This window comes from Shewanella oncorhynchi (assembly GCF_012584455.1).
Classification (GTDB): Bacteria; Pseudomonadota; Gammaproteobacteria; order Enterobacterales; family Shewanellaceae; genus Shewanella; species Shewanella oncorhynchi.
Window position 1 is genome coordinate 1 of record NZ_JABAEB010000017.1, and the last position, 26,360, is coordinate 26,360.

The window sequence follows — 26,360 nt, forward strand, 5'->3', positions numbered from 1 at the left end:
ATGTTTTCACCTAAAGTCATCTACGAGGTAATAATATCACCTCTATTTAGGTGGCCAAAATTAGTGTGCCACTACATATCTGCACTATCTTCTGGTGTAGGGTGCAGACTAGGGATTGAACTTGTATCTCCATATATTATCCCAAACGAAAAATCACGTACAATTGTCTTTAGAAAACCAAAGGCTCGATTTCCTTCAATTGGTTTTATTTCACCTGTTATACCAATATTTTGGTTTCCAACACTCCTGCTGGCATCCTGCTGCAATCCAACGGCTTTCTTCTCTTGCTTGGCTGCTCCGCCAGTTTGGGCCATCTGCAACTCATTTGCTTGCCCATTTGAAGCGGTTGTTTTGCCGTTGTTTAACGTATTGGAGATAGCATCAGTCAGCTTCATGTTCTCCGTTACGATTTTATTATCCTTAAAATAGTTATCACAGACACTTTCTAGATTTGAGCCTGCACAGGCATACCCCGTAGGGTCAGTTCCGCTCATCGGGTTATTCAAGATGTACGAATACGGGTTAGCACTTTGGCTGTTCTCGGGGAACTGCAAGAACGGGTCAACACTTAAGAAGCGGCCGACATTAAAGTCGTAAATCCGCCCGTTCATATGAATTAACTGCTGCTCATTCAAATGCTCGTGATTGGTGTAGCCCTTAGTCACGCCTTGCCAGGCCGTCAGTAATACATTGCCTGCGGGTATATCCCGTGGCCGGCCGAACACATCATAACCCCGGTATTGCAGGACAGCGCCGGTTTGCCCATCGATTAAGGTATCGACACTGCCTAAGTGGTCCCTTAATACGTGCTGGAATGGTGACTGATTGCCTAAGGTCCCCACATGGGCTTTCATCTTGATGGTGTGGTCACCGATGTAAGTTTTATCGATGGTGGCACTGCTGCTCACCTCACGTTCAAAACTGCCTACATAGTAGGTAGTGGTGATGCTGCTACTACCTTGCTGCTTAACCTGTTTATAGCGCTGACCATTCGCATCATAACTAAAGGTACTGGTAGTGCCATTACGCACCACGGTTAAGGGTTTGTTTTGGTCATCGTAGGTTAAGGTCGCCCCATCGCCAGTTAACCGATTACCATTGTTATCATAAGTAAAGTTGTAGGTTGTACCGCCGCGAATAAACTGCCGTATCGCGTTTGGGCCTGCATTACCCCCTAAACCTTTACCCACGTTACCATAGAGATAACTGCTGCCATAATCACCTTTGACCAGAATATTCCCCGCGGCATCATAGTCATAATTGATAGGCGCATACGGGGTGCCTTTAATGGTTTTGGTGGAATTATCGACCCGCATCAGTTCATCGTAGGTATAATCCTCTGCAAAGCGAGCGATGGCATTTTCTTGCCGAACCAGATTGCCCATAGCATCGTAGTCATAGTTAAGATACTGAATACCTACTGTGCTACAACTGCCGTTATTACTGGTACAAATCGAAAGTGGAGAGCCAGCTTCATTGCGGAAGAATTGTTGTATCTTACCGTTGCTGAATCGTTGCTGGTTGACACTCCCTAAGGCGCTGTACGACTCAACCGTGCGCAGAGACAATTCGCTGCCATCGGTAAAGCGTTGATAGTCTTCAATCAGATAGCCGTTATCATTGAAACGGTAAGCAACATGCTCACCACTGGGGAAAGCCATCGCTTTGAGGCGGCCAAATTGACTGTCGTAGACATACTTTTCAGTTAAGTTAAGGCCGCCCATTTGGGTGATGGTTTGTATCATTCGCCCCACGGTATCGTAACTGTCGGTTTGGGTGTGCCCTACGACACTGGCTTGATACAACTTGCCATTACCGACCGTGGTGTCATACACCCAAGTACGTGTAGTTTGAGTATTGGTTTGCTTTGTTTGTCTGCCCAGTTTGTCGTAGGTAAACGTGGTGGCGAGATTACGCGCATCAGTTTGGGTAACTAACTCGCCAAACAGATTGTAACTGAATAGCCACTTACCCATATTGGGGTCATCAAACCATGCCTTGCGCCCCAAATCATCATATTGCGCAGTGATACGACTGCCGAGCACATCCTGAATGAGTACCGGTAAGCCTGCAGCATTATAGGCAAAATAGCTGTTGTGCCCTTTGGCATCGGTTGTACTCAGCAGTTGGCCCAAGCTGTTATAGCTGCGGCTCATTTGGAGGTTAAAGTCCCCCGAAACACTGATGTCGGTTCGAATACCATCAACATAAGTGTATTGCGATTGATAGGAGACCATGCCATCGTCATACAATTTGCGACTAGGTCGGCCTAGTACGTCAAAATCTTGATATTGCACGACTTCAGCCGTCCCATAGGATTGGGTTGGCCTAGTCTCACTTACCAAATTGCTTCTAACGTCATAGCGTTTTGCGGTAATAATATCCCCAGCAAATCCTGCGGTAACGGTCTTCACTTCTCGATTTAAGCTATCAAAATAGACGATGGTTTCCGGTTGGCCACTGCTTTGCTGCGTGACGCTGTAGGCATAATTGCCAGTTAACCATTCCATACTGCTATACACGGTTGGCGAAACGACTGTGACCCCTTTAGCGCTGCCGCTACTGGTGATTTTGCCGATAAAGTTCACGGTATTGGTGGTGGTCACACCGTTGATATCTATCGAGGTGAGCGGTACACCGGTCAAGGGGTCGTATTGCGTTGTTGACGCCGCGACACCCGGCCACTGGGCATTAAATGTTTGATACACAAAGTAACCATCATTACTCATGGAGACTTGGGTATAGCGGTCACCAACCGTGGTTTTTAATGCATGCCCATAGGGGTCATAAGCACTAAATTGCGTCGTACTTCCAACACCCATCAAGGTCCCAATGTCCTCCACCTTAGTCGAAGCGAGTGCCATCACACCCTGCTCATTGGTACCATAGGTATGAGTGACTCTTTGTCCCGTTGCGGTGTTCGCTGGATTAAGTACGACACTTTCATGGGTTGTTTTATAGGCTACCGTTTGATTGGTGCTGCTCACCGTTGGCATTAACCACCCAAGACTATTTGTGAAGGCTTGGGTCGTGGCTTGAGTATGTTTCACCGTACTGTCTTCGCTAGTCACCGTGTTAGAGGTCACTTGGCAGTGGGCATTTTTAAGCGTGACATCCTTAACCGTTGCAACACTGATATTCGGGTTAACCGTCCATTTCGTGGTGGTGCTTTCTTGAGGATAAAAACATGCGCTTTGGCCCACGACGTAACTTCCTGGTAAGGGCGCATTTTTTTGAACCGAATATTCGCTGAGCGTGTTATTGCGGCTATCGGTGACCTTTTTGTACTTCACCATCCCAGACCAAGGGAAGGTTTGTTCAAATTGAGTCAGAGTAATGAGGCTTTCACTGTTAAGTGCATCGGAGCGCGTTTCAATGATGTCGCTGAAGCCTTGAAAACCGCGCCCTGCGATATGGAAACGCGCATTTTTATAGCTGTATTGGGTGGTATCGACCCCGCCAACCCCATTATCGCTCTTTAGGGCTGATACCACTCGCATGGTGTTGGTGAAGTAAACATAAGGATAATTTAATGTCGATTCAGCAACACTATAACGTTGCTTTAACTGGGCATAATCCAGTTGAAGTTTCTGCCCCATGCCAGTATTAACACTGTTGATCACGGTATCTTGTGTCGTTGCATGGGCAAAAGCCAAAAATCCTACCGAGTAACTACTTGGCTTGCCACCTTGCTTACTGCCATAGAACCAAGTGCGCTTGACTGCATCCGACTCAAAACCCACCCCAGAGACAAAATCGACGCGGCCATCGCCCGTTAAATCAATCGGTGATAAGGTTGCTAACGCGCCATAAACTGGCAATTGCACATCGGTAAAGGTTTTGCCATCAGGGTTAGTCAGTAGCACATTCCAATGCCACACATCGTAATCGTAAAACTTAGGGGCAGATGCGCCATCAACGGCTGCACAGGCCTCATTAGAGCTCCAAGTCCAGCACTCATAAGTATATTTTTTACGGAGCCTGTCGGGATATAGAATATCTTGGCGACCATCGCCGTTATAATCGACAAACTGGATAAACTGCTCATGCACATAGCCTGCAGGCCCTCCATGGCGAGGGTCCTCGGCAATCAGACCACCATTAGCAGTCCAAGCGAGCTCCTTCATTCCGGTGTTATAAGGTGCTTCAAATAATCCCGCCCCTTTATTGATAATGATATGTCGCGTAAAAAAGTTGTCGGTACTTTTGACTTTGTGCAGGGTTAAAATGTCGCTTAACCCATCACCATTGAAATCGACCCACCGGCTTGGTGTGGTGCGGTACACCTTATCGACACTGATGGCAAATGCTTGGTTTTTCTCAATAAATGACACTGTTTTGTCTGTGCGATTAAAGATAACTTTGTACCATTTAAGGCTTGAGTTAAATTGGCTTGGCGCTAAATCTGGCACGCCATCCCCATCTACATCGATAGGAATTAACGGCTCGGCAGCGCTGACACTGAAACTGCCGCGATAATCAAAACCATCACCCACAGCTTTGCGCTGATAAGCCTTATAGGTGATAGTGAAATTACCGACACCGGCTTGCTTGTTGGTGGCTAATAGAATGTCTTTGCGACCATCCCCATCGAAATCCATGACGTGGCTAGTGCAAAATACATCTCCAAGCATTTGAGATACTGAAGCATAGCAAGTGGCGTTAATCCCCGTAGCATAAGCACGCTTTATGCTGCCATTAGGTTGTAAGCTCGTGATGATTAACTGTGAATTATTATCGGTGTAGACAAAATCATCGGCCCCATCAAGGTCATAATCAATGGCACCATTAACCACATTGGTACTGTATTCATTCGATGCGGGAACACCATCGCCATTAATGTCTCCAGCCCAGTTTTCAGTACTCTTATACGGCAAAGTTCGATAACTGACCTTGGTGCCTGTACGAGAAAGATAGATACCATCTAATGGGATAGATAAATCTGCCACCCCATCACCGTCATAATCATTATCTTTGCGCACAGCCAAACCGACGGTGTAATTGTCATTGATGGCGGCAAGCGCATGATTTGTTATCAAGTTATGCTGATAACTGCGTTCAAACCAACCAAAATCGGTATTCAAGCATTGACTGGGGTCGGTACCATCACAGTAAGATAAACTGGCAAGTCTCGCCGCATCATTAAGTGCAGTGGGATTAAGTGGCGCATAATTCAATAGCCACTGCGCTTTCACATCGCCGTCTATCAGTACATCAATGCCACTGATGCGTTTATTGCTAATACTATAGCCGCCCCAATGGTAGCTGGTTTCTGCGGGTACGGCCGTATAGTTAACGTGCACGCTACGCGAACCCTGAGTGCCTTTATAGCCGGTGTAATAAATATCTTGAAGGTATCGATTCCCTGCTGAAGAGGTATCGTAAAAATACGAGACCTCATTACCATGTGAGTCTTGTGTCAGTTGTTGCAACCAAGATGACGCGACACTGACGCCTACAGGGGTAATCCTGCTATTGGCATTGCCCCCTAAAAGATGGTAAGTGCCATTAGCTTCATACACTTTAAAGTAAACTGAACTCGTGTTGAGCGCGCCACCGAGCTGTTCGATAATGACCGTGGAATTACGCTCCGTTTTATAGAACGTGCCTAATGCTCCGTAAACGCCTTGCGCACTCGAATTAGGCGGAGCTGTCACGACCAGTCGGCTACCGTTGTAACACAGCTTGTCATTACTGCTGTAAGTGGCATTACTTGCGGTTGCATCTAAGTCGTAGATTTGGCTACAGCGTGAAATGCTGGAATACGCTGATAGTGACCAGCCCATTCCGGCCAAGCCTTCTCCCGCTTGGCTGCTGTAATTAAGTGATAGCGAGGGCTGCATACCATTTCGCCCAGGCGCGACGGTTAGCGGCACGGTGTAAGAAAACGCGCCACCATCAACCGTCGCTTGTCCTTGAATCTCGCCGACTAATTCATCAAATGCGGGAGACGCTAACGAGTTGCTGGCATCCGGGATAGTCGCAATACTGGCTAGGGTTGATGATTGAGAGGGCGTTCCACCCGTAGGTGCGGTGCCAACAAGCGTACTGGCACTGTAGGCGCTGCATGCTGTACCAATACAGGCATTGATGCGGTAGTAATAGCCTGAGAGCGTTTTACCTGAGAGATTCGCAGAGCGAGCACTTGTCCAGCCAGGGCAATATGTCCCCGTTCCGCCGCCAAACGAAAATGCCATCAAAATTGGTGGAGTAGTCCCCTCATCGGGGCTACCAAGTCCACTATAAACAGTGCTCCAAGCATTGCCGTCAGTAGATTCCTGGATATTGACCGCTGTCACCGTGCAATCAATGTTCCAGTGCAACTCGATTGTTGAACTTATCTTGCTACCACTCAGCGGCGGGGTTGCAGGGGGGAACGCAGCATAACTATTTGGCATCCAGACAAAGCAATAGCATTAAAGCGGCAAAAGATGAGTTACGGTGCGGTGTCCACAGTGGCAACATGATATTCCCTTTAATCCAACATCCATTTTTGTCAAATTAAAATACAAAAATAAAAACATAGTTGCAACATATTAAAAACACTCGGTTAATTTAAGTGCTTGCGAATCAATATTGCGATAAGGTTGACTACGGTAAATAGGGGATGTTTTTTTTGGGGCAATGCTACCGTGCGATTAGACCAAGGCAATGGCGCTTAAGACGACCACTGCCTTTATCCATTTACACCTCAATGGATTCAGATATACGCAGTGCATCTTCAATCTCAACACCCAAGTAGCGGACGGTATTATCCAACTTGACATGGCCAAGCAAAATTTGAATCGCTCGAATATCTTTTGTTCGGCGGTAAATCAGCGTGGCTTTGGTTCGGCGCAGTGAATGCGTGCCGTACAATTCACTATTTTGGCCTAACTGACGCGCCCAGTTTTTGACTATAGCGCGGTAATAGCTGTAACTCATCGGTTGATGAGCACATCTTGGGCTCGGAAATAAGTAGTCCTCTGCGATGAGCCGCTTTTCGAGCAACCAAGAAGTCAGACAATGTTGAGTTGGTGGTGTAATTTCAAACTGCACTTCACGGTGAGTTTTACGCTGTGTTAATCGCACGCGCGGATTGATGATGCCTGCTGAGGTAATGTCTTGAACCTGCAAATGCAGTAAGTCACAAGCGCGCAATTTTGAATCAATCGCTAAATTAAGTAACGCTAACTCTGCAATATTATGCTCTAACTCTAACCGAGTGCTAATGCGCCAAATCTCTTCCAATTTAAAAGGTCGTTTTTGGCCCATGGGATGACCTTTATTCCAAGCGTCCATACAAACCTCCTCAGGTTGTGATGAATAGACACTTAAATTTTAGGAAATGGTGCGCTTAATTGGACACATATGGATTATAAAATCTCATGGATAAATGGAATTAAAGCAGAGTCTAAAAATGGAGTGCTGAATTGCTTTGGGGCAAAAGCTGTTTAGGGCTGATTTGTGTATTAATGACTTAGTTAAGATTGGCCTTGTTACAACAGTGACCGTTGGCGATATGGCTGCTCTTTCACATCTGACCCATAGGGATATGGGAAATATCACTATGATGTCGGGAACATCATTGACCATGTGAACGCGGTATTTACACTTTCGTGTGCTGCAGATGTTACCGTCGAGCCCATAGGGATACTTCTTTTGAAAGAAATAGACGGCGAGTCACTGAGAAACAATGACAATTAATGCTGCACAGCTAGCTTTTTGCATCAGTTATTGATGCCGGAATTTGTCATTAAAAACTTACCTAAGATTGGTATTGCAGTACCTGTGACTATCTAAAAAGGATGCTTTAGTCGCGCATTAAGGTGTTGCGCTGGATAGGCATAAATAGCCAAAGCATTTTATTTACTGGGCATGAAAGGGCATAATGCGGCGCTTACTATTTGAGATACAAGGAATAACCATGAAGTACTTGGTTAGCGTAGTTGCATGCTGTTTATTATCGGCCTGTTCTTTTGGGGATGCTGATGTTGAGTTTACGCCTGAAAAAGGGGAAGAGCGCTCGTATCAGCTGTATAGCACCACTAACATCACTGTAGACAATGGTCAGCGTACCGAAACGGTTAACGCCACGTCACATCAATTGCTGCGTTATAAGGTCCTCGAAACAGGCAAAAACAGTCGGTTTCAAGTGCATGTCGATTATATGAACATGCGCGATGGCCAAGGGAGCGGCGTCAGTAGTGGCCAGCGGGCCGATCGTAATCCAGAAATGCACGCTATTTTCTCGCAGGGGTTTGAATTTTCTTTAAATCTAGACGATGGCAGCGTTAAAGAATTCAGTGCATTGAACAAACCTGTATGGCAGGCGCTGTTGGCTGAACGCGGCGCAGAGCTTGAGCAGGAACTGAAAAAGCTCTTTAGCTCATCGGCCTTTCTTAGCACCATACCCACCAAAGCGGGGGCGGTTGTCGCGCTTCCTGCCTATCAAGGCCACGCCAATGCCAAGCTTACTGTATTGCAAGTCACTGATACTCATGTGTTAGCCAAAGTTGAAAGTGGCGGCGAGCAAGCCAAAATATACGGTCAGCTGATGTTAGAACGTGAGCGGGGTTGGTTAGCGCAATTAGCCTTAGTGGCAGAAGCGCCGTTTGAGCGCTACGGCTATAAGGGCACAGTGCGCAGCAACGTTATTATGTTGCCGCAGGAGCGCCAGTTGGGCGATCTGACGCAGTATTTAGGTTTTTATGATTTCCCAGTATTTGAGTATCAAAAACAACCTGACGTTGTGTTGGATAACGTCAATAAGACCTTAACCCAAGATGCTGTATTTGCCTATGATGCGGGCTACTTTTACCCGCAAGATGATTTATTAAAGCTGACTTATCAGTATGACTTTTCAGGTTTTAAACCCGAAGGCGGGTTTAGCTTAACCGATATCACAGCACACAGTGCGGATGGCACAGTACTGCCGCTGCAATTGAGCAAGGTAGGCAGTTATAGTTATCCAGAACAGGATGGTTTCCATCAGTCTGAGCAGCAGAATTTGCTTATCGGTTGGAATGCGCCGAATGACCTCTTAGCTCAGGTTGCTGAGTTTCGCGCGACTGCCCATTATCGCGGCGCGAAATTGGTCAAACTTAACCTGACCCCCGATCCCAGCAAAACTGTGGCCTTGCAGTATGAAGATATACAGCTGGAACTCTCGCCAATCCCAGATAAACCATTCAGTTATTTGCTGAAATCGCGAGGTAGCACTGACAAATCTTGGTTATACCGGCGCTTTGACGGTGCCGAAGGCGCTATGGTGAAATATCTTTCACCGCCGCCCACTGGGCCGGATTGGTTAACCCCGGCAGAGCAAAATATGGTGGCGTTGGCCTCATTGGCACAATATGAATCGATCACACAGTTTACCTTTCCCGCAGCGCCGCCCACGCTGACACTCTATGTGAATACTGTGGTTGACAGTGGTGAACTGACAAAGAAGATTCGTTTTATTCCGACTCAAGATTACGCGCAAAATGTCGCCTATCCGCCGGTGCAGCAACAACTGCTTTATAGTGATGATATGTATGCGTCCTATGTTAATCAGCCGCAAGTTACTGCACCTGAAGACCCCGCCTTACTTGAGCCGCAAGTCGTGGCCAAATACGGCGTCAGTTTGCTGTTAACTTCCGAGCAAGCAGCGGTGTGCACGCTCAGTGTTGTCGATGCACCTAAGGTCAACGGGCACACACTGCAATGGACAAACACAAGCACTAACAACACGGGTTTTGGTGGAGGGCTGGATAAGTTTGTGCTGTACCAACTGACTAGCGCCGATGGGATCCGCCGCAATTTTTACGACATCAATGTCAGCAGCACTTTGGCCTGTACCGGTACGCCCAAATGGCAAGCGCTAGCGTATCAACCCGAGCAAAGCTGGTTGATTGATATCACTCAGTTGCCGAATGTTGATACCCATCAAACCGTGGCCGACTTTATGCGGCGCTATCGTTTTTTAAATGCGCAAAATTTACAGCTAGCTCCTGCGATTCAAGGTGACAGCAGTGATTTTTATCAGCGCCCGTTGCAGCAAGTATTACGTGAGGAACGCTGGTTTGTACTGGCGGGGCGCGCAGCACAGATAGAGCAGCTGACGATAAGCGGCGAACCGGTCAATAAACAGTGGGTTAATACATTCCCTGCGTTACCTTAAGGAGCAGAATATGAGAGTCTTATTACTATTATCTGCACTACTTATGTCGTTTAATCTGTCGGCTGAGCGAATTTTACTCGACGAACTATGGCGGCTTAGCGATGTGCCTGGTGAAGCCATTTATTATCAGGAGCAAGCGCCGACAGAGCAAAATGGTGAGTGGCCGCTACAACTCTTTTATCTGGAGACGGATAAACCCGTTTTTAAGGGCAGCGTCAACAGTCCCAATTTAGCCGAGAGTTTTATCGTTGGTGATTTTGAGTTTTTCTATCCCGATGGTCAACTGTCTCGCAAGGGCAGTAGCGATGCACAAGGGCGTTATCAAGGCACGCATCTGCATTATTGGGAAGACGGAGTGCTCTCGGGAGAGTACCACTACCAGCATGGCCAGTTGCATGGAGATCAGAAAAGTTACCATACTAATGGTCAATTAAGGGAGCTTCAGCATCGTGTGAATGGCGCTGAATTAGGATTATCGCAAAGTTATTTTAACAATGGCCAGTTGCAAACACGCGTAACCTACGGTGCTAACGGTATGGAAGGGCTATATAAAAGCTTTCATAACAATGGTCAGCCGGAGCAAACCGTTAATATGGTGGCGGGAAAAAGAGAAGGCGAGCGACTGTATTGGACAAAAGACGGCTGGTTATACACTAAAGAGTTTTATCTTAAGGGGAAAATACACGGCGAAGTGTTGATTTACCGAGCTGCCGATGTGCTGCAAGAGATTAAACACTATGAGCATGATAAACAGGTGGGAAACCAGCAGCGTTTTGATGAACAAGGGAGGTTAGCAGAGCTGCAAAAGTATGATAAGGATGGTCGTGAAATTCAACATATTACCTATGATAATGCCGGTAACGTTGCGACCCAAACCGACACGCAATACCTCGCTAAAGGTCAGACTAGCACTGAACAGCGCTTCGATTCTGCGGGAAAGTTAACTTATCAATATCAGCAAGATACTACAAAAGACTGGAGCTTACGTCAGCGTTTTGATGCAGCAGATGAGCTGATTGAACGTGATGAACAACTCAAGGGACGATACGATGGCTTGTATATCGGTGCAGGCTGGAATGGTTATATCAGGCGGATAAACTACCGCAAAGGTCAAATGCACGGTGCATATCGAGAAGACAAGGTCGAGGACGGCGGTTTTGTCATCGGCCAATATCACTTAGGGTTAAAGTCCGGCAAGTGGGTCACAAAAAACGTGGATACGACGCGCAATGAGCAGTTTAACCAACAAGGTGAGCTGAGTGGTGAACAAACAGAAATCGCAGCCGATGGCACGATAATGCGCCGAGAGTTTTATAAAAACGCTAAGTTACATGGCGCGTATTTACTGCGTGGCTTTGATAAACAACTGCAAGCCCAAGGTCAGTATGTTAACGGTCAGCGCGAAGGCCAATGGCTGCTGCAAGATGAAAGCAGCTACAGCATGGTTAAGCTCTGGCATGGCAACTATAAAGCTGGACACGAAGTGGGTCACTGGCAAGCCTTTTCCGCCAATGGCCATTTATTAGGGCAGGCCCAGTATGATGATCAAGGTCAATTGCAAGGCAAAGGCTATAGTTTTAACGAAGATGGCAGCCTGCTGCAAAGTGATGAGTATCTTGATAATCAACTGCACGGCAGGTCGGTGTACTACTTTAATGGTGAACCCTCATCCGAGTATCGCTATCAAAATGGTCTGATGATCAGCGAGTAGCACTTCATCACCTAACCACACAATCAAGCAAAAACCGACTAATTAGGCCGGTTTTTTGCTTTTTTGCATCTAGTTTGCTTGCCTTGCTTTATCGTCAGGCATACGCGCCGCTTGTCATTAGAGGGGGACTTCTCAACCCCTCGTTTCGTGTTTACTAACTTGCCAGAACAAACACAATCTCAGCGTTAAACGTCAACACGCCTTTATACTTCTTTGGCTATCACAGGGGGGTGTTTTTAAACATGAACAATGCAGATGGGTGTACGAGCTGATTTTCAGCTAAAAGCATTATATTCATTCGGGATGGATAGTTTTACTTTTCAAACTCTTGAAAATAATTATTTATTGTGTAAAGTAGCGACCCTTGCTATTTTGTAACAAAATGATACAGAGTTGCTGTTTTATTTGTCCATTTATTGGATATCCCTTTGCGTATGTCGCCCGACACAGCTAGCAGCAGTCTTGTTAGCTGTTTTTTTTGCCTAAATTTAAATATTGTTTGTTTTTTGCTCTACAAATCCATAGGTTAACACTTAGCCTTTGGATAATTGCGGCTATGCTTATTTCTATAACAAGGTTCCGTGAAAAAGGAGCGTGAGATGAAGCGAGTATTAATTAATTTGACGGGAAAAGTGCAAGGTGTTGGTTGCCGTCATGCGACCTTGACTAAGGCCAGAGCCCTTGGTGTGACAGGATATGTAACCAATTGCCGCGATGGCAGTGTTGAAGTACTCGCCCAAGGCAGTGACATTGCTGTTAATGCTTTAATTGCTTGGTGCGAAGTAGGTGTGCCTTGCACTGAGGGATTAACCGTAATGGTAGGAGAAGACGAGGCTGATGATATCTACCTCGATTTCTCCATCGTTCAGTCTTAATTTAAACGTACCGTGTTAACTTAAGAATTGTGCGGGTTGTGTGTTTGTTCAGTATTGGCCAACAGTCTGTATTGATTCGGCATTCTGATTATTTTGCATTGCACTGGGTTGCGCCATCTTGCGAATTTGGATCACCATGCCCATTTCGGGATGATCTAAATAATGGATTTCTTCACTCTTCACACGGCGGTTTTGCTCCAAAGGCACAGACATTAAAAATGGTGTCATGACTTTGGGTGCCGTGAGTGTTGCGCTGGTATCGGCCGCATCACTGGGTACGGCCGGCATTAATTTTCTGCCTTCTTTGCGTAAGTGCAATGCGGTTTCAATATACAAATAGTGGCTTAAATAGATATTCAGTGTGCCATCTAATTCCCATACCGGTGATACAGCAGGTGCAAGCATTGGCGTGCCATCGGCATTAGTCATAGGCTCTGCTTGAGCTTGCTTAATGATTTTTCTGCCATCGAAGTGATAAGTACCTGAGAAATCTTTACCCGCAAATAAGCGTATGGGTACTGAGCCACTCTTACCACGCATAGGTTGTTGCCAAGCCATGTGCAGTAAACTGCGAGTACCACGTTCGCGGGAAATACTATTGATAATGCTCGCGAACTGACTTTGGCTGCGGGTTAACAATACTGGGTTGCCATTGGCTGTAGGATAACTGATCTGTGCGCTGCTGATTTCTGCTGGGATCACTGGCGGGTAACGATATTCCACACTCGCAGGCGCGGCAGGCATAGGTTCTGACGTCGAGGTACCGTTTAAGGTTTCAGCGCAGTGGCTATTTGCATCGGCATCAAAGACCAGTGTGCAAGGCGCAGATGCGCTGGGTATCGGCGTGATTGCTTGCGCGATAGCTGGGGAGATTAAGTCTATTGCGTTATCGGTTTTCGTCTTGTTCGGCGCATCAGGCCATTGTTCACTTGACTGGCTTTGGCGTTCAAACACATAGACTTCAACCTCGAACCAAGCTTCTGCTTGGACGACCTGACTGTGTGATAGTGCAATGAGTGTAGCGATAGAGACCGCGAGTTTACGTAACACTATTTATCTCCAAGACGATGTTGCGATAATTGTTCTAGCAAGAGTTTCACTAAAGCGAGCCTGTCTTTACTGGTTTCGGCTGCAAGGCTGAACTTTAACTTATTCGGTCCTTCCATTCGATAGATTTGTGGCTGGCTTTGGAGTAATCCAATAATAAACACAGGATCTATGACATGATCATCACTAAATTCGATGCTGCCACCTTTACTGTGCACTTCTATTTTAGTCGCACCTAAGCGAGTCGCCTCATGTTTATAGAGGGTCATTTCCATTAAGTTACGCGTCGGTTCAGGTAATAAGCCAAAACGGTCGATCAATTCGACTTTTAACTCATCCAGCGCCGCCTGTGTTTCGCACCCTGCGATGCGTTTATAGAGCGACAGACGAATATTTACGTCGCTCACATAGGCTTCAGGCAGCAGGGCGGGGATACGCAGTTCAATTTCGCATTGCTGATTGAGCATTTGCGCCAGTGACGGTTCTTTGCCTTGTTTTAAGGCTTTTACTGCCGCTTCGAGCATTTCCATGTATAAGCTAAAACCAATTTTCGAAATATGGCCACTCTGTTCATCGCCCAAGAGTTCACCTGCGCCGCGGATCTCTAAATCTTGGGTCGCCAGCATAAAGCCCGCTCCGAGATCTTCAAGAGCATCAATGGCTTCTAAACGTTTGCGCGCATCTGGCGTCATACGTTTGGGATGCGGCGTCATCAAATAAGCGTAGGCCTGATGGTGCGAGCGCCCGACGCGGCCACGCAATTGGTGTAATTGTGCCAGACCAAAGGTGTCGGCGCGCTCAATAATAATGGTGTTGGCACTTGGGACGTCGATACCGGTTTCAATAATAGTGGTACAGACTAACACGTTGAATCTTTGATGGTAAAAGTCTGACATTACCCGTTCTAGATCGCGCTCACGCATTTGACCGTGGGCAACGACGACTCGTGCTTCAGGCAATAAATCGATAATGCCTTGGGCACATTTCTCAATACTTTCAACATTATTGTGCAGGTAATACACTTGGCCGCCACGGAGAATTTCCCGCAAAATGGCTTCACGCACGGTTGCAGGATCGGATTCCCGCACAAAGGTTTTCACCGCTAAACGTTTGGCGGGCGGGGTGGCGATAATCGATAAATCGCGCATGCCCGACATGGCCATATTTAAGGTACGCGGAATGGGCGTCGCGGTTAGGGTTAAGATATCCACGTTAGCGCGCAGCGCTTTGATTTTCTCTTTCTGACGCACACCAAATCTGTGTTCCTCGTCGATAATCAACAGGCCTAAGTTTTCAAACTTGGCCTCAGATTGCAGTAACTTGTGGGTACCGATAACAATATCGACTTTGCCTTCTTCCAATTGCTGCAGCACTTGAGTCTGCTCTTTGGCGGTACGAAAGCGTGACATCACTTCAGTGACCACGGGCCAGTCGGCAAATCTGTCTTTAAAGTTTTCATAGTGTTGCTGGGCAAGCAGTGTGGTCGGAACTAGCACGACCACTTGCTTACCAGCGTTGACGGCCACAAAGGCGGCGCGCATGGCGACTTCGGTTTTACCAAAGCCCACATCGCCACAGACTAATCTGTCCATTGCGGTCGGCGATTGCATATCGGCTAACACGGCGATGATGGCGCTTTCTTGATCGACGGTTTCTTCGAAGGGGAAGCCGCGGGCGAATTGAGCGTATTCTTCTTCGTCAATTGCGCAGCTTTCGCCGGGACGCGCTTGGCGACGGGCATAGACATCGAGCAGCTCGGCTGCGACGTCGCGGATTTTTTCAATCGCCTTTTTCTTGGCTTTAGCCCACGTCTCGTTGCCGAGTTTATTTAAGTGGGCGTCTTCATCGGCGCCAACACTGTAACGGCTGATGAGATGCAATGAAGACACTGGCACATACAGTTTGTCACCGCCAGCGTATTCTAATTGCAAGTATTCTGCGACCAGTCCACCCGTATCTAGGGTGACTAAGCCCCTATAAAGTGCAACGCCGTGTTCTAAATGCACTATGGGCTGGCCAACTTTGAGTTCGGCCAAGTTTTTAATCAGGGCATCATTACTGATCTGACGCTGTTTTTCACGCCGGCGTTGCTGGGAAATACGATGGCCGAAGAGTTCAGTCTCACAAATGATACTGATACTTTCTTTGGCGCTGATTTGCAGTAAACAACCGCGTGACAGCGGCGACACGATAAGGCCTAACTTGGCATCACTTTGAATAAATTCATCAAAATGGTTAAACAGTGCAGGTTTTAACTGAATTTTAGCGAGCAATTCAAGCAGCGCTTCGCGGCGACCCTCGGACTCCGCGCTAAACAACATGCGTTTGGCGCTGCTGGCATAATCTTGCAGCGCTAGCAGCGGTTGCTTTAATTTATGATTGGCGCTGATGTCGGGCAGGGTACTGGCGGCAATAACAACCGCTTTTGTTGTTTCAGTGCCATCTGTTGGCACTTGCATTTGATAACGTGGCAGCGGTTTAAAGGCGGCAAATAACTCTTCTATGAGTAAATACAGTTCTTTAGGCGCCAGTAATGGCCGCAGCGGATCAACGCGTCTGTCTTGATAGCGATGCTCGACTTCTTGTAGATGGGCGCGCGCCGACTTTTCGATATCGCCTAAGGTGATGAGTTGAGTGTCTTTGGGCAAGTAATCGAATAGGGTGGCGGTGTCATCAAAAAACAGCGGCAGGTAGTTTTCGACCCCCGCCGGCATCAAGTTACGGCTCACTAGCTGATAAACCGATTCCGGCTCTTTGACTATGACCTCGAAACGGCGGCGGTATCTTTGCCTAAAACCTTCGATGGCCGAACTGTCGGTTGGGAATTCCTTCGCGGGCAATAGGCGAATCGAGTCGACAGGTTGCAATGAGCGTTGGGTTTCTGGATCAAAATGGCGAATGGTTTCCACTTCTTCATCGAATAGCTCGATGCGCAGTGGCATATTCATCCCCGTTGGGAAGATATCCAGAATCGATCCGCGAATGGCAAACTCGCCATGTTCATACACTTGCTCCACCGAATGGTAGCCAGTGTCGGTTAAATGCTGGCGTACATCGTGTAACTTGTAGCTATCCCCCTTTTTGAGCACAAACACGTTGGCGCTTAAATAGGCCTTAGGTGGCAGGCGTATCATCAAGGTGGTGACGGGCACGATAACGATATTTTGCTCAATCTGAGACAGCTGTGATAGCGTTTCGAGTCGCTGGGAAATTAAATCCTGATGGGGCGAAAAACTGTCGTAGGGCAAGGTTTCGCGGTCAGGGAATAATCTGACCTTAATGCCTGTTTTACTGAGCAAATAACTCAGCTCTAACTCTAAGCTTAAGGCACTTGGCGTGTCACTGGTGACGACTAAGGTCGTTCCCTTATGTTGACGCGCTAAATTGGCGAGTGTAACGGCTTGGCAAACGCCGCCCACGGTGGACAGAGTCTGAATTTGAGTGCCATTTTTGACGGCTGGCGGCGTTAGGGCTGATATGTGAGTCATTGGCGTGCGATAAACTGATTCATTCACAAAGAGTTGCAGACATTGTAGAGACTTGATGGCGTAGGTGCCAGAGAAAAGTCAGCGGCTATTGACGCTCGTCTCTGGCGAGTTTGCGTAACTTGAGTTGTTTCTGTTGCACATTGAGGCTGGCTTTGACTAATTGCTCCACGTCAGATTCAAGAATTTGACTGAATTCAAAGTCGGTTTGCCATTGTAGATGTTCAGGTTGAGTATGTTGCTCTGTACTGTCATTACGACTCATATCGCCTTCGGCTTGTGCTATTTTTTGTGCTTGAGTGGCGATGACTTTGCCAAAACAGAGAATGGCAACTAATTCGTCGTGAATAAACAGAGTGATTTTATAGTGGGAGCCAATATCTAAGGCTGTTGGGGTGAGTAATCTCAGGCCACTGCCACCAAATTGGTTACCAAAGCATTTTTCGCCCTCTTGGGTTTCTTTTTCTAATACATGTTGCAGCACTAGATCTACTTTGCGGGATTGCAGCTTTAAAAAATCCACGACAACTTTTGCCTCGTTATCTAAATGGCGCAGCTGTAGCAAGCAGTTAGCTTCGAGAGTTTTGACTTCGCTGAGCAATTGAATGCCTAATGATTGCATTGATCTCAGTGCCATTTCTGAGGGTAATGGCTGGGAACTCGGCCATTGGCTTAGGTAGGCGGTAAAGTGATGAGGCACACTAAAATACGGATTGGTGTCAGTGAACAAGGCTTGCCTCTTTATTTATAGGACCAATACCCCTATTATCGTGCCCATCTTCATGATTTAGCAAGTTCAGCACACAGGACGCAACCCTCTTTCAATGAATCCAGGATTCCCTTTCTATATTGGTTACCGTTATTGGCGGGCCAAAAAAGCGAACGCGTTCGCGTCGTTCATTACCTTATTTGCCGTTTCGGGCATTTTTTTAGGCGTTGCAGCCTTGATCGTTGTCAGTTCAGTGATGAATGGCCTTGAAGGCCAACTTAAGCAACGTATTTTAGGTGCAGTGCCACAATTAACCCTTTATAGCGAAGCGCCATTAGTCGATTGGACAAAGCAGGCGAGTGCGCTTAAAGCCTTACCGGGTGTTTTAGGCGTTACACCGAGCGTGTCGACGCAGGCCATGGTGCAATCTGCGTCGAATATTCGCGCTGTGCAGGTTTATGGGGTGTTTCCCGAATTAGCACAAAAGTTATCCTCCGTTGCGCAGCACACTTACTCAGGTGCATTTGAACAGTTGGCGAGTGGCGATTTCAAGGTGATTTTAGGATCTGAGCTCGCACGGCAACTCAAAGTCGCTCCCAGTGATACGGTACGATTATTGAGTGGCGATGGTGTGGTGTACTCCCCATTAGGCCCAGTGCCGAGTCAACGTAAGTTCTTGGTATCTGGCATTTTTGAAATGGGCTCTCAGGTTGATGCCGGCGTTGCATATATCCATTATCAAGATGCAAAGCGTTTGATGCGCCAACCGAGTGAGGCTATTGATCAGCTTAGACTTTATTTAACCGATCCCTTTAGCGCGCCCGCTTTAGCGTCTAAAGTGCAGGATGTTCTCGCTAAACAAGATATTAAGGTAACAACCAGCGATTGGCGTGATACCTATGGTCACTTGTTTGGTGCGGTAAAAATGGAAAAGAACATGATGTCGCTGATGCTGAGCCTGATTGTGGCCGTGGCCGCATTCAATATTGTTTCGGCGCTGGTGATGATGGTGGTCGATAAAACCACGGATGTGGCAGTGCTAAAAACCCAAGGCTTAACCACGCCCGCCGTGATGGGCATTTTTGTGGTGCAGGGGTCGCTCAATGCAGTACTCGGTTTAGTGCTTGGGCTCGCGGTAGGTATACTTATCACTTTGAATCTTAATGGCATTATGACGACATTAGGCATTTCGATTTTAGGTGCGGGACAGAGTTTACCAGTAAAACTGGAGTTGATGCAGTTGTCAGTGATCGTGATAGGCACACTATTGGTCACCTTGTTGGCGACCTTATATCCCGCGCTGCGTGCGGCCAGTGTGCAACCTGCAACTGCGTTGAGATACGAGTAACCCCGTGAGCTTTTACGAATAGTCGTCACCCATGGGCATTCATCCGTGAGTGATGCTTGCCAAGATGAAAATAATTTAATGCATTGATTTAATGAAATAAATCGGTGCCAAAGCATGTTTAAGAGAGAACTTCAATGCAAGACGTGTTACTGCAAGTGCAGAGTGTCAGTAAGAGTTACCATGATGGCGCCGTGACCACGCAAGTGTTGTCTAATGTCGATTTGCAGGTGTTTAAGGGCGAGCAGTTGGCGATTGTCGGCAGCTCAGGCTCAGGTAAGAGCACACTGCTGCATATTATGGGAACTTTGGATGAGCCAACCGCGGGCAAAGTCTTGTTGCTAGGCGAAGATTTATACCAAGTGTCTAGTGCGCGTCAAGCGCAGATCCGCAATCAAGATCTCGGCTTTATCTATCAATTCCATCATTTATTGCCTGAATTCACTGCGCTAGAAAACGTCGCTATGCCGGCATTTATTCAAGGTAAAGACCGTAAACAAGCGCTCGCCGATGGAAAAGTCTTATTGGAGCGGGTAGGGCTAGGCCATCGTATGACCCACATTCCTGCTGAACTATCGGGCGGCGAGCGTCAGCGTGTCGCTATCGCAAGGGCGTTGATTAATAAACCTAAGTTAGTGCTGGCCGATGAACCTACGGGTAATTTAGATGCTAACAGTGGCGATGCGGTTTATGAGTTGATCCGAGAGCTGGCCGATCAGTTAGGTACGGCGTTTGTGGTGGTGACCCATGATCATAAATTGGCTGCCCGTATGGACCGCCAACTGATGATGAAAAACGGTTACTTGCAATTAGCGGCGGAAACCCAAGTATGAAAGGACCGTTAGCCCTATCCATTGGTTGGCGTTTTTATCGCGCCCGCCAATCCAACAGTTTTATTAGTTTTATTTCCTTTGCATCGACTGCCGGTATCGCTTTAGGTGTGGCGGTATTGATCATAGTTCTGTCTGCAATGAATGGTTTTGAGCGCGAGTTAGAGCAAAGATTACTGGGTGTAGTGCCGCAGGCGGACATTGTCGGGGTGGACGAACCTATCGTCAATTGGCAGAGTGTTGCGCAAGGTGCGCTACAAATTGAAGGTATTCGTGGTGCAGCCCCCTTTATCCGCATGCAAGGTTTAGTGCAGAAGCCAGGTGGTTTTCAAGGCTTAGCCGTGGTGGGTATTGATCCGAAAGAAGAAACGAAGGTTTCAACTTTGTCACAGTTTATGAGTGATGCAAGCTGGCAGAGTCTGAGCCAAGATGAGAATCATATCGTCCTTGGCGAGAGTTTATTGACTAAGTTGGGGCTTGAGGTGGGTGATACGCTGGCCTTATATGTGCAGGATATCGATCCAGACGCGGCAGGTAGTTTACGTGCTGCGAAGAGCCATCGTTTTGTGGTGTCAGGCACCTATCATCTGGGCGGCGAGCTTGAACTGACAACCGCTTATATTCCATTGCAATACGCGGCGCAGATCTTGAACATGAATAACGGTGTAACGGGTGTGCGTATTAGCGTCGATAAAGTGTTTGATGCACCAGTAAAAGTGCGCGAACTCGGTTATGCGCAAAAGCAGTCTGTGTATATCAGTGACTGGACCCGTACCCAAGGGCATTTATATCAAGATATTCAGTTAGTTCGCACTGTGATGTATTTAGTTTTAGTGTTGGTGATTGGTGTGGCCTGCTTTAACATTGTCTCCACCTTAGTCATGGCGGTGCGGGATAAAGCGTCCGAAATTGCGATTTTGATGACCATGGGCCTGAGTCGTTTGGCTGTGATGGGGATTTTCATGGTGCAGGGCGCGTTAAATGGTCTGCTTGGCTGTGGCCTTGGCGGCATTATCGGCATTAGTGTGGCGCTGAATTTAAGTGCGATTGCGAGCTCAGTTGAGCAATTACTCGGTATTCAACTGCTCTCGGCCGATGTTTACTTTGTCGATTTTTTACCGTCTGAATTGCATGTTTCGGATGCGGTACTGGTGATTATGATGGCGTTTGTGATGAGTTTAATCGCGACTTTGTATCCCGCTTGGAAGGCGAGCCAAATTGCACCAGCACAAGCGTTAGCGGGTAGATAACTGGATAAGTGGCTGTTCGTCATGTTAGCCGATGTGGGCTGAAATCAGTGCAGATGTTTTCAGGACACTCCTTTCTTTCCAATGACTATTGCTTAATTACTATACTATTTCTAAATACGATATTGTGGCGACTGAGGACTTGATGACTCGAGTACTTAAGGCTTTAGAATGAAAACCACATAAACAAAAAGGCCAGTGGGCGCTCTTAAAGAGATTACCACTGGCCTTTTTTGTATCTGTTTTATGCGTTTATTTAAAGCTAAGCGTTAATCTCGATTAACGTTTTAAGCCTTCGTTCAATAATGGACGCATGATCTTCACTAATTCTGTGGTCACCTTAGGTGAGCCAGCAACGATGTTGCCCGAAACCAAATAGTTATGGTTGCCAGTAAAATCAGTCACTGTACCGCCTGCTTCGCGGCAAATCAGATCGCCAGCAGCGATATCCCATGGCTTTAAGCCGATTTCAAAGAAACCGTCCAAACGACCCGCAGCAACATAGGCTAAATCTAATGCGGCAGAACCTGCGCGACGTAAGTCAGCACATTGGCCGAAGACTTCGCCGAAAATAGCCATGTAAGTTTCAGTGTGTTGACGCGCCTTAAATGGGAAGCCAGTACCAATCATAGTAGGCGCTAATTCATTCACGTTGGTAACACGCAGACGGAAATCATTGAGTTTTGCGCCTTTACCACGGACGGCGGTAAAGAGTTCTTCACGGACAGGATCGTAAACAACGGCAACTTCAGTCTTGCCTTTGTATTGCAGAGCGATAGAAACCGCGAAGTGGGGAATGCCTCTAACAAAGTTGTTAGTGCCATCCAGAGGGTCGACTATCCAAACATAGTCTTTATTCTCACCGCGGTTTTCGCCTTTCTCTTCACCCACGATAGTGTGATCAGGGTAAGATTTACGAATTTGGTAAGTAATTGTCGCTTCTGCTTCCTTGTCTACACTGGTAACAAAATCGTTGATACCTTTTGAACTGACTTCGATACGGTCAAGTTCAGTATAGGCGCGCATAATAGTTTGGCCGGCCGCGCGGGCAGCGCGTACAGCAATCGTCAGCATCGGATGCATTGCAATCCCCTGGATGTTAAAGAACGTTAAAATAGCGGGCGGTATTATACTCGATTTGATAGTTATATCAAATACCGATTTTCATATAAGCATTCGGCAATGGCTGTGATAATATTCGTCCCCAACGTTTTATGAATTAAATTAAGTTGTTTCATGCTAAGTAATATTCGAGTGGTTTTAGTGGGGACTTCGCACCCCGGCAATATTGGTTCTACTGCCAGAGCGATGAAGACTATGGGTCTGTCTACTCTGTATCTTGCAGAACCCCGGGTTGAGCCCGATGGTCATTCCATAGCATTAGCCGCGGGTGCATCGGATATTCTGAAACATCTTGTGAAAGTGGATTCACTTGCTGAAGCGATTGCCGATTGCAGTCTAGTGATTGCAACCAGCGCGCGCAGTCGCACTTTAGATTGGCCCATGTTAGAGCCAAGACAAGCTGGGGTGAAATTAGCGACCGAGGCACTTAAAGGCCCTGTTGCGATTGTGTTTGGCCGTGAAAACCATGGTTTAAGCAATGAAGAGCTGCAACAGTGCACTTATCATGTGGCTATCCCTGCAAATCCAGAGTACAGCTCGCTTAATCTGGCGCAAGCCGTACAAATCATTTGTTATGAAACCCGCGTTGCCCATCTCGCGCAAAAAGACGTTGCCGAAGAAGAGCTGACTGAGTATCCCTTGGCTGCCGATCAAGAACGTTTTTTCGCACACCTTGAAACAACACTGTTATCCACTGGATTTATCATCAAGAACCATCCTGGACAAGTGATGATGAAACTTCGCCGCTTGTTTAGTCGTGCACGGATTGAGAGTCAGGAAATGAATATCCTCAGGGGTATTTTGACGTCAATTGAGAAAGTGGCGGGTTCTAAAGAAAAATAGCCAAACCTTAATAATTAACACTAATCGCGAAGGATAAACAATGGGCGTGATAGCTAGGCTAAAAGAAGATATTGAATCTATATATCACCGTGATCCTGCGGCGCGTAGCGCGTTTGAGATCTTGGTTAACTATCCAGGCATGCATGCCATTTGGTTGCATCGGATAAGCCATAAGCTATGGAAGCGCGATTGGCGCTTAACGGCACGTTGTTTATCGACGTTTTCCCGTTGGTTGACAGGAGTTGAAATCCATCCTGGGGCAACCATAGGTCATCGATTTTTTATCGACCACGGTATGGGCGTTGTGATAGGTGAAACGGCTGAGATTGGTGATGATTGCACCCTTTATCACGGTGTCACGCTTGGTGGAACCACCTGGCAGGCGGGGAAACGTCATCCGACGTTAGCCAATAACGTGGTGGTGGGCGCAGGGGCAAAAATCCTCGGTCCTATTACCATGCACGATGGTGCGCGTGTGGGTTCTAATTCTGTTGTGGTGAAAGATGTGCCCAAAGATACCACGGTTGTGGGGATTCCTGGGCGCGTGGTGGCTACACCGTCACCGCAATCGAAAGAGAAAACTGAACGCCGCAGCGCGATGGCAAAAAAATATGGCTTCGATGCGTACGCGGTATCACCGGATAATCCCGATCCGGTGGCCAATGCAATAGGGCAGATGCTCGATCACATGCATTTGATGGACTCGAAAGTTCAAGAGTTGTGTCAAGCCATTCAAGGGCTGGGTGGCAATGTCTGCACTGAAAAACTGCCAGAGCTTGATATGGGCGAGTTCAATGATGCAGAAAAAGCGGCGGCGGAAAAACGCCATAGTGCATTAGATGAGTTTGATCCGAGTATCTAAGTTTCAAGAAATGGTTCAACGAAATCATTTAATTTAGTGGTCTAACTTGCTTAAGGGCTGACCCTCACAAGGGTCTCGTTTAGCGTGTTACTTTAGCTCATCCTGTTGTAAAGGCGCATATTGCGATCAAACCTGAGTTTGATCGCGCCATAGTACCGAGATCACTTTTATCCTGCGTTTATATCGTGCTAGATGTCGATTAATTGGCGCTTTAGCATTGAATCTTAGGCTAGAAAAAGGTTAAATACCCCACCAAGATGAAAGGGTATTGGTTATGTGCACACTCATATACTTGAGTGTTTTAGTAGGTTTTAATACTTGACTGAATTACTCGGGTATGTTGAAATAATGCATACCTGTTCGGGAGCTATGGTAGTTATGAAACTTACATCAAAAGGTCGTTATGCAGTAACCGCTATGCTAGATGTGGCAATCCACTCAGCATCGGGACCAGTTCCCTTAGCGGATATCTCTGAAAGACAAGGGATTTCGCTTTCCTATCTGGAACAACTCTTCGCTAAGCTAAGAAAACACGGTTTAGTTGCCAGTGTACGTGGACCGGGCGGTGGTTATCGCTTAGGCCTAGAAGCAAATGATATTTCAGTCGGCATGGTTGTACATGCTGTAGACGAGTCTGTCGATGCGACTCGTTGCCAAGGACTTGGCAACTGTCAGAGTGGAACTCGCTGTTTAACCCATTCACTTTGGGGCGATTTAAGCAAACAAATTTCCGATTTTTTAGATGGTATCAGTCTTGCCGGCTTGATGCAGAAGCGAGATGTGCAATTTATCTCACTTAAGCAAGACACTATGCAAAAGGAACAAAGAGTCAGTTTATAGCGGCACTTTGTTATATATAAAAATAATTTTTGTACGTTGTATGTAGCCTCTACCAGAGACTGCTCAGTACGGAGTGTGTTATGAAGCTTCCTATCTATTTAGATTATGCCGCCACCACGCCTGTTGATCCTAGAGTCGCGGAAAAGATGTTCCAATGCATGACAATGGACGGCATCTTTGGTAATCCGGCCTCACGTTCACACCGCTACGGCTGGCAAGCCGAAGAAGCGGTGGATATTGCTCGCAACCAAGTTGCCGAGTTAATTAACGCCGATCACCGCGAAATTGTGTTTACCTCTGGCGCGACGGAATCGAACAACTTAGCGATAAAAGGTGTTGCTCATTTCTATCACAAGAAAGGCAAGCACATCATCACCAGTAAGACTGAACATAAAGCGGTTCTCGATACTTGTCGCCAATTAGAGCGTGAAGGTTTCGAAGTGACTTATTTAGAGCCTGCTGCAAACGGCATCATTCCGATGGAACGTTTAGAAGCGGCAATGCGTGACGACACTATCCTTGTCAGCATCATGCACGTGAACAACGAAATCGGTGTTATCCACGATATCGATGCAATCGGTGAACTATGCCGTTCAAAAGGCATCATTTTCCACATGGATGCAGCGCAAAGTGCAGGCAAAGTACCTATCGATGTGCAAGCCACTAAAGTGGATTTGATCTCGATTTCTGGCCACAAAATGTATGGCCCTAAAGGTATCGGCGCACTATATGTTCGTCGTAAGCCACGCATTCGCCTAGAAGCGCAAATGCACGGTGGTGGTCATGAGCGTGGTATGCGTAGCGGTACGTTACCAACGCATCAAATCGTAGGTTTAGGTGAAGCTGCTGCAATCGCAAAAGCGGAAATGGCCTCTGATGACGCTCGTATCGGTGCATTACGTGACAAATTATGGAATGGCATCAAGCACATTGAAGAAACCTATATCAATGGTGATGCGATTGACCGTGTTAGCGGTAGCCTCAACGTCAGCTTCAACTATGTTGAAGGTGAGTCGTTAATGATGGCACTGAAAGATTTAGCGGTTTCATCGGGTTCGGCTTGTACCTCAGCCAGCCTAGAGCCTAGCTACGTATTACGTGCACTTGGCTTAAATGATGAAATGGCACATAGCTCAATTCGTTTCTCAATCGGCCGTTTCACAACCGAAGAAGAAATCGATCACGCTATCGAAGTTATTACTCAATCTATTGATAAATTAAGAGAAATGTCTCCTTTGTGGGAAATGTTTAAAGATGGGATCGACCTGAACCAAGTTCAATGGGCACATCATTAATTCTG

At 46.9% G+C, this 26,360-nt stretch carries 16 protein-coding genes; 10 read left to right on the top strand and 6 right to left on the bottom strand.

Going from position 1 to position 26,360, the window contains the following annotated elements:
* Positions 1 to 71: 71 nt before the first annotated feature.
* Positions 72 to 6,299, bottom strand: a complete 6,228-nt coding sequence (locus HGO26_RS20170) for a SpvB/TcaC N-terminal domain-containing protein (RefSeq protein WP_168827481.1) — start codon at positions 6,297 to 6,299, stop codon at positions 72 to 74.
* Positions 6,300 to 6,684: 385 nt separating this feature from the next.
* A complete protein-coding gene (locus HGO26_RS20175; protein WP_168827483.1) occupies positions 6,685 to 7,281 on the bottom strand; it encodes a tyrosine-type recombinase/integrase in 597 nt (198 codons plus the stop codon).
* A 625-nt stretch (positions 7,282 to 7,906) separates the two neighbouring features.
* Here HGO26_RS20175 and HGO26_RS20180 point away from each other — a divergent pair.
* From HGO26_RS20180 to HGO26_RS20190, 3 genes are all read left to right on the top strand, one after another.
* Complete coding sequence (locus HGO26_RS20180) at positions 7,907 to 10,144, top strand: hypothetical protein (RefSeq protein ID WP_168827485.1); 2,238 nt, start codon at positions 7,907 to 7,909, stop codon at positions 10,142 to 10,144.
* Between the two features lie 10 nt (positions 10,145 to 10,154).
* On the top strand, positions 10,155 to 11,855 hold the full coding sequence (locus HGO26_RS20185; protein WP_168827486.1) for a toxin-antitoxin system YwqK family antitoxin: 1,701 nt from the start codon (positions 10,155 to 10,157) through the stop codon (positions 11,853 to 11,855).
* Positions 11,856 to 12,454: 599 nt separating this feature from the next.
* Positions 12,455 to 12,730, top strand: a complete 276-nt coding sequence (locus HGO26_RS20190; RefSeq protein WP_168827487.1) for an acylphosphatase — start codon at positions 12,455 to 12,457, stop codon at positions 12,728 to 12,730.
* 48 nt (positions 12,731 to 12,778) lie between these two features.
* Here the strand turns inward: HGO26_RS20190 and HGO26_RS20195 are convergent, their stop codons facing one another.
* The 3 genes from HGO26_RS20195 to HGO26_RS20205 form a co-directional block, all read right to left on the bottom strand.
* Positions 12,779 to 13,780, bottom strand: a complete 1,002-nt coding sequence (locus tag HGO26_RS20195) for a CsiV family protein (RefSeq protein ID WP_168827488.1) — start codon at positions 13,778 to 13,780, stop codon at positions 12,779 to 12,781.
* Positions 13,780 to 17,265, bottom strand: a complete 3,486-nt coding sequence (gene mfd / locus HGO26_RS20200) for a transcription-repair coupling factor (RefSeq protein ID WP_168827489.1) — start codon at positions 17,263 to 17,265, stop codon at positions 13,780 to 13,782. Before mfd ends, HGO26_RS20195 begins: the two co-directional genes overlap by 1 nt.
* An 85-nt stretch (positions 17,266 to 17,350) precedes the next feature.
* Positions 17,351 to 17,992, bottom strand: a complete 642-nt coding sequence (locus HGO26_RS20205) for a hypothetical protein (RefSeq protein ID WP_168827490.1) — start codon at positions 17,990 to 17,992, stop codon at positions 17,351 to 17,353.
* A 94-nt stretch (positions 17,993 to 18,086) separates the two neighbouring features.
* Here HGO26_RS20205 and HGO26_RS20210 point away from each other — a divergent pair, with 94 nt between their 5' ends.
* From HGO26_RS20210 to lolE, 3 genes are all read left to right on the top strand, one after another.
* Complete coding sequence (locus HGO26_RS20210) at positions 18,087 to 19,319, top strand: lipoprotein-releasing ABC transporter permease subunit (RefSeq protein ID WP_168827491.1); 1,233 nt, start codon at positions 18,087 to 18,089, stop codon at positions 19,317 to 19,319.
* A gap of 134 nt (positions 19,320 to 19,453) precedes the next feature.
* The gene (gene lolD, locus HGO26_RS20215) at positions 19,454 to 20,149 is read left to right on the top strand and encodes a lipoprotein-releasing ABC transporter ATP-binding protein LolD (protein ID WP_168827492.1); all 696 of its coding nucleotides are present in this window, start codon (positions 19,454 to 19,456) and stop codon (positions 20,147 to 20,149) included.
* Positions 20,146 to 21,396, top strand: a complete 1,251-nt coding sequence (gene lolE / locus HGO26_RS20220) for a lipoprotein-releasing ABC transporter permease subunit LolE (protein WP_168827494.1) — start codon at positions 20,146 to 20,148, stop codon at positions 21,394 to 21,396. The genes lolD and lolE overlap by 4 nt, the downstream gene beginning before the upstream one ends.
* 276 nt (positions 21,397 to 21,672) lie before the next feature.
* On the opposite strand, the gene suhB is transcribed toward lolE, so the two are convergent.
* Positions 21,673 to 22,476 (bottom strand): inositol-1-monophosphatase, encoded by an 804-nt coding sequence (suhB, locus tag HGO26_RS20225; protein ID WP_028759815.1) that lies wholly within the window; start codon positions 22,474 to 22,476, stop codon positions 21,673 to 21,675.
* 153 nt (positions 22,477 to 22,629) lie between these two features.
* Here suhB and trmJ point away from each other — a divergent pair, with 153 nt between their 5' ends.
* The 4 genes from trmJ to HGO26_RS20245 all read left to right on the top strand — a co-directional run bounded on the left by trmJ (position 22,630) and on the right by HGO26_RS20245 (position 26,355).
* The gene (trmJ, locus tag HGO26_RS20230) at positions 22,630 to 23,358 is read left to right on the top strand and encodes a tRNA (cytosine(32)/uridine(32)-2'-O)-methyltransferase TrmJ (RefSeq protein WP_028759816.1); all 729 of its coding nucleotides are present in this window, start codon (positions 22,630 to 22,632) and stop codon (positions 23,356 to 23,358) included.
* A gap of 40 nt (positions 23,359 to 23,398) precedes the next feature.
* Positions 23,399 to 24,220, top strand: coding sequence for a serine O-acetyltransferase (gene cysE / locus HGO26_RS20235; protein ID WP_028759817.1), 822 nt, complete (start codon positions 23,399 to 23,401; stop codon positions 24,218 to 24,220).
* Positions 24,221 to 24,598: 378 nt separating this feature from the next.
* Complete coding sequence (gene iscR / locus HGO26_RS20240; RefSeq protein WP_006081858.1) at positions 24,599 to 25,060, top strand: Fe-S cluster assembly transcriptional regulator IscR; 462 nt, start codon at positions 24,599 to 24,601, stop codon at positions 25,058 to 25,060.
* Positions 25,061 to 25,140: 80 nt separating this feature from the next.
* Positions 25,141 to 26,355 (top strand): IscS subfamily cysteine desulfurase, encoded by a 1,215-nt coding sequence (locus tag HGO26_RS20245; RefSeq protein WP_028759818.1) that lies wholly within the window; start codon positions 25,141 to 25,143, stop codon positions 26,353 to 26,355.
* The last annotated feature ends 5 nt before the right edge of the window (positions 26,356 to 26,360 follow it).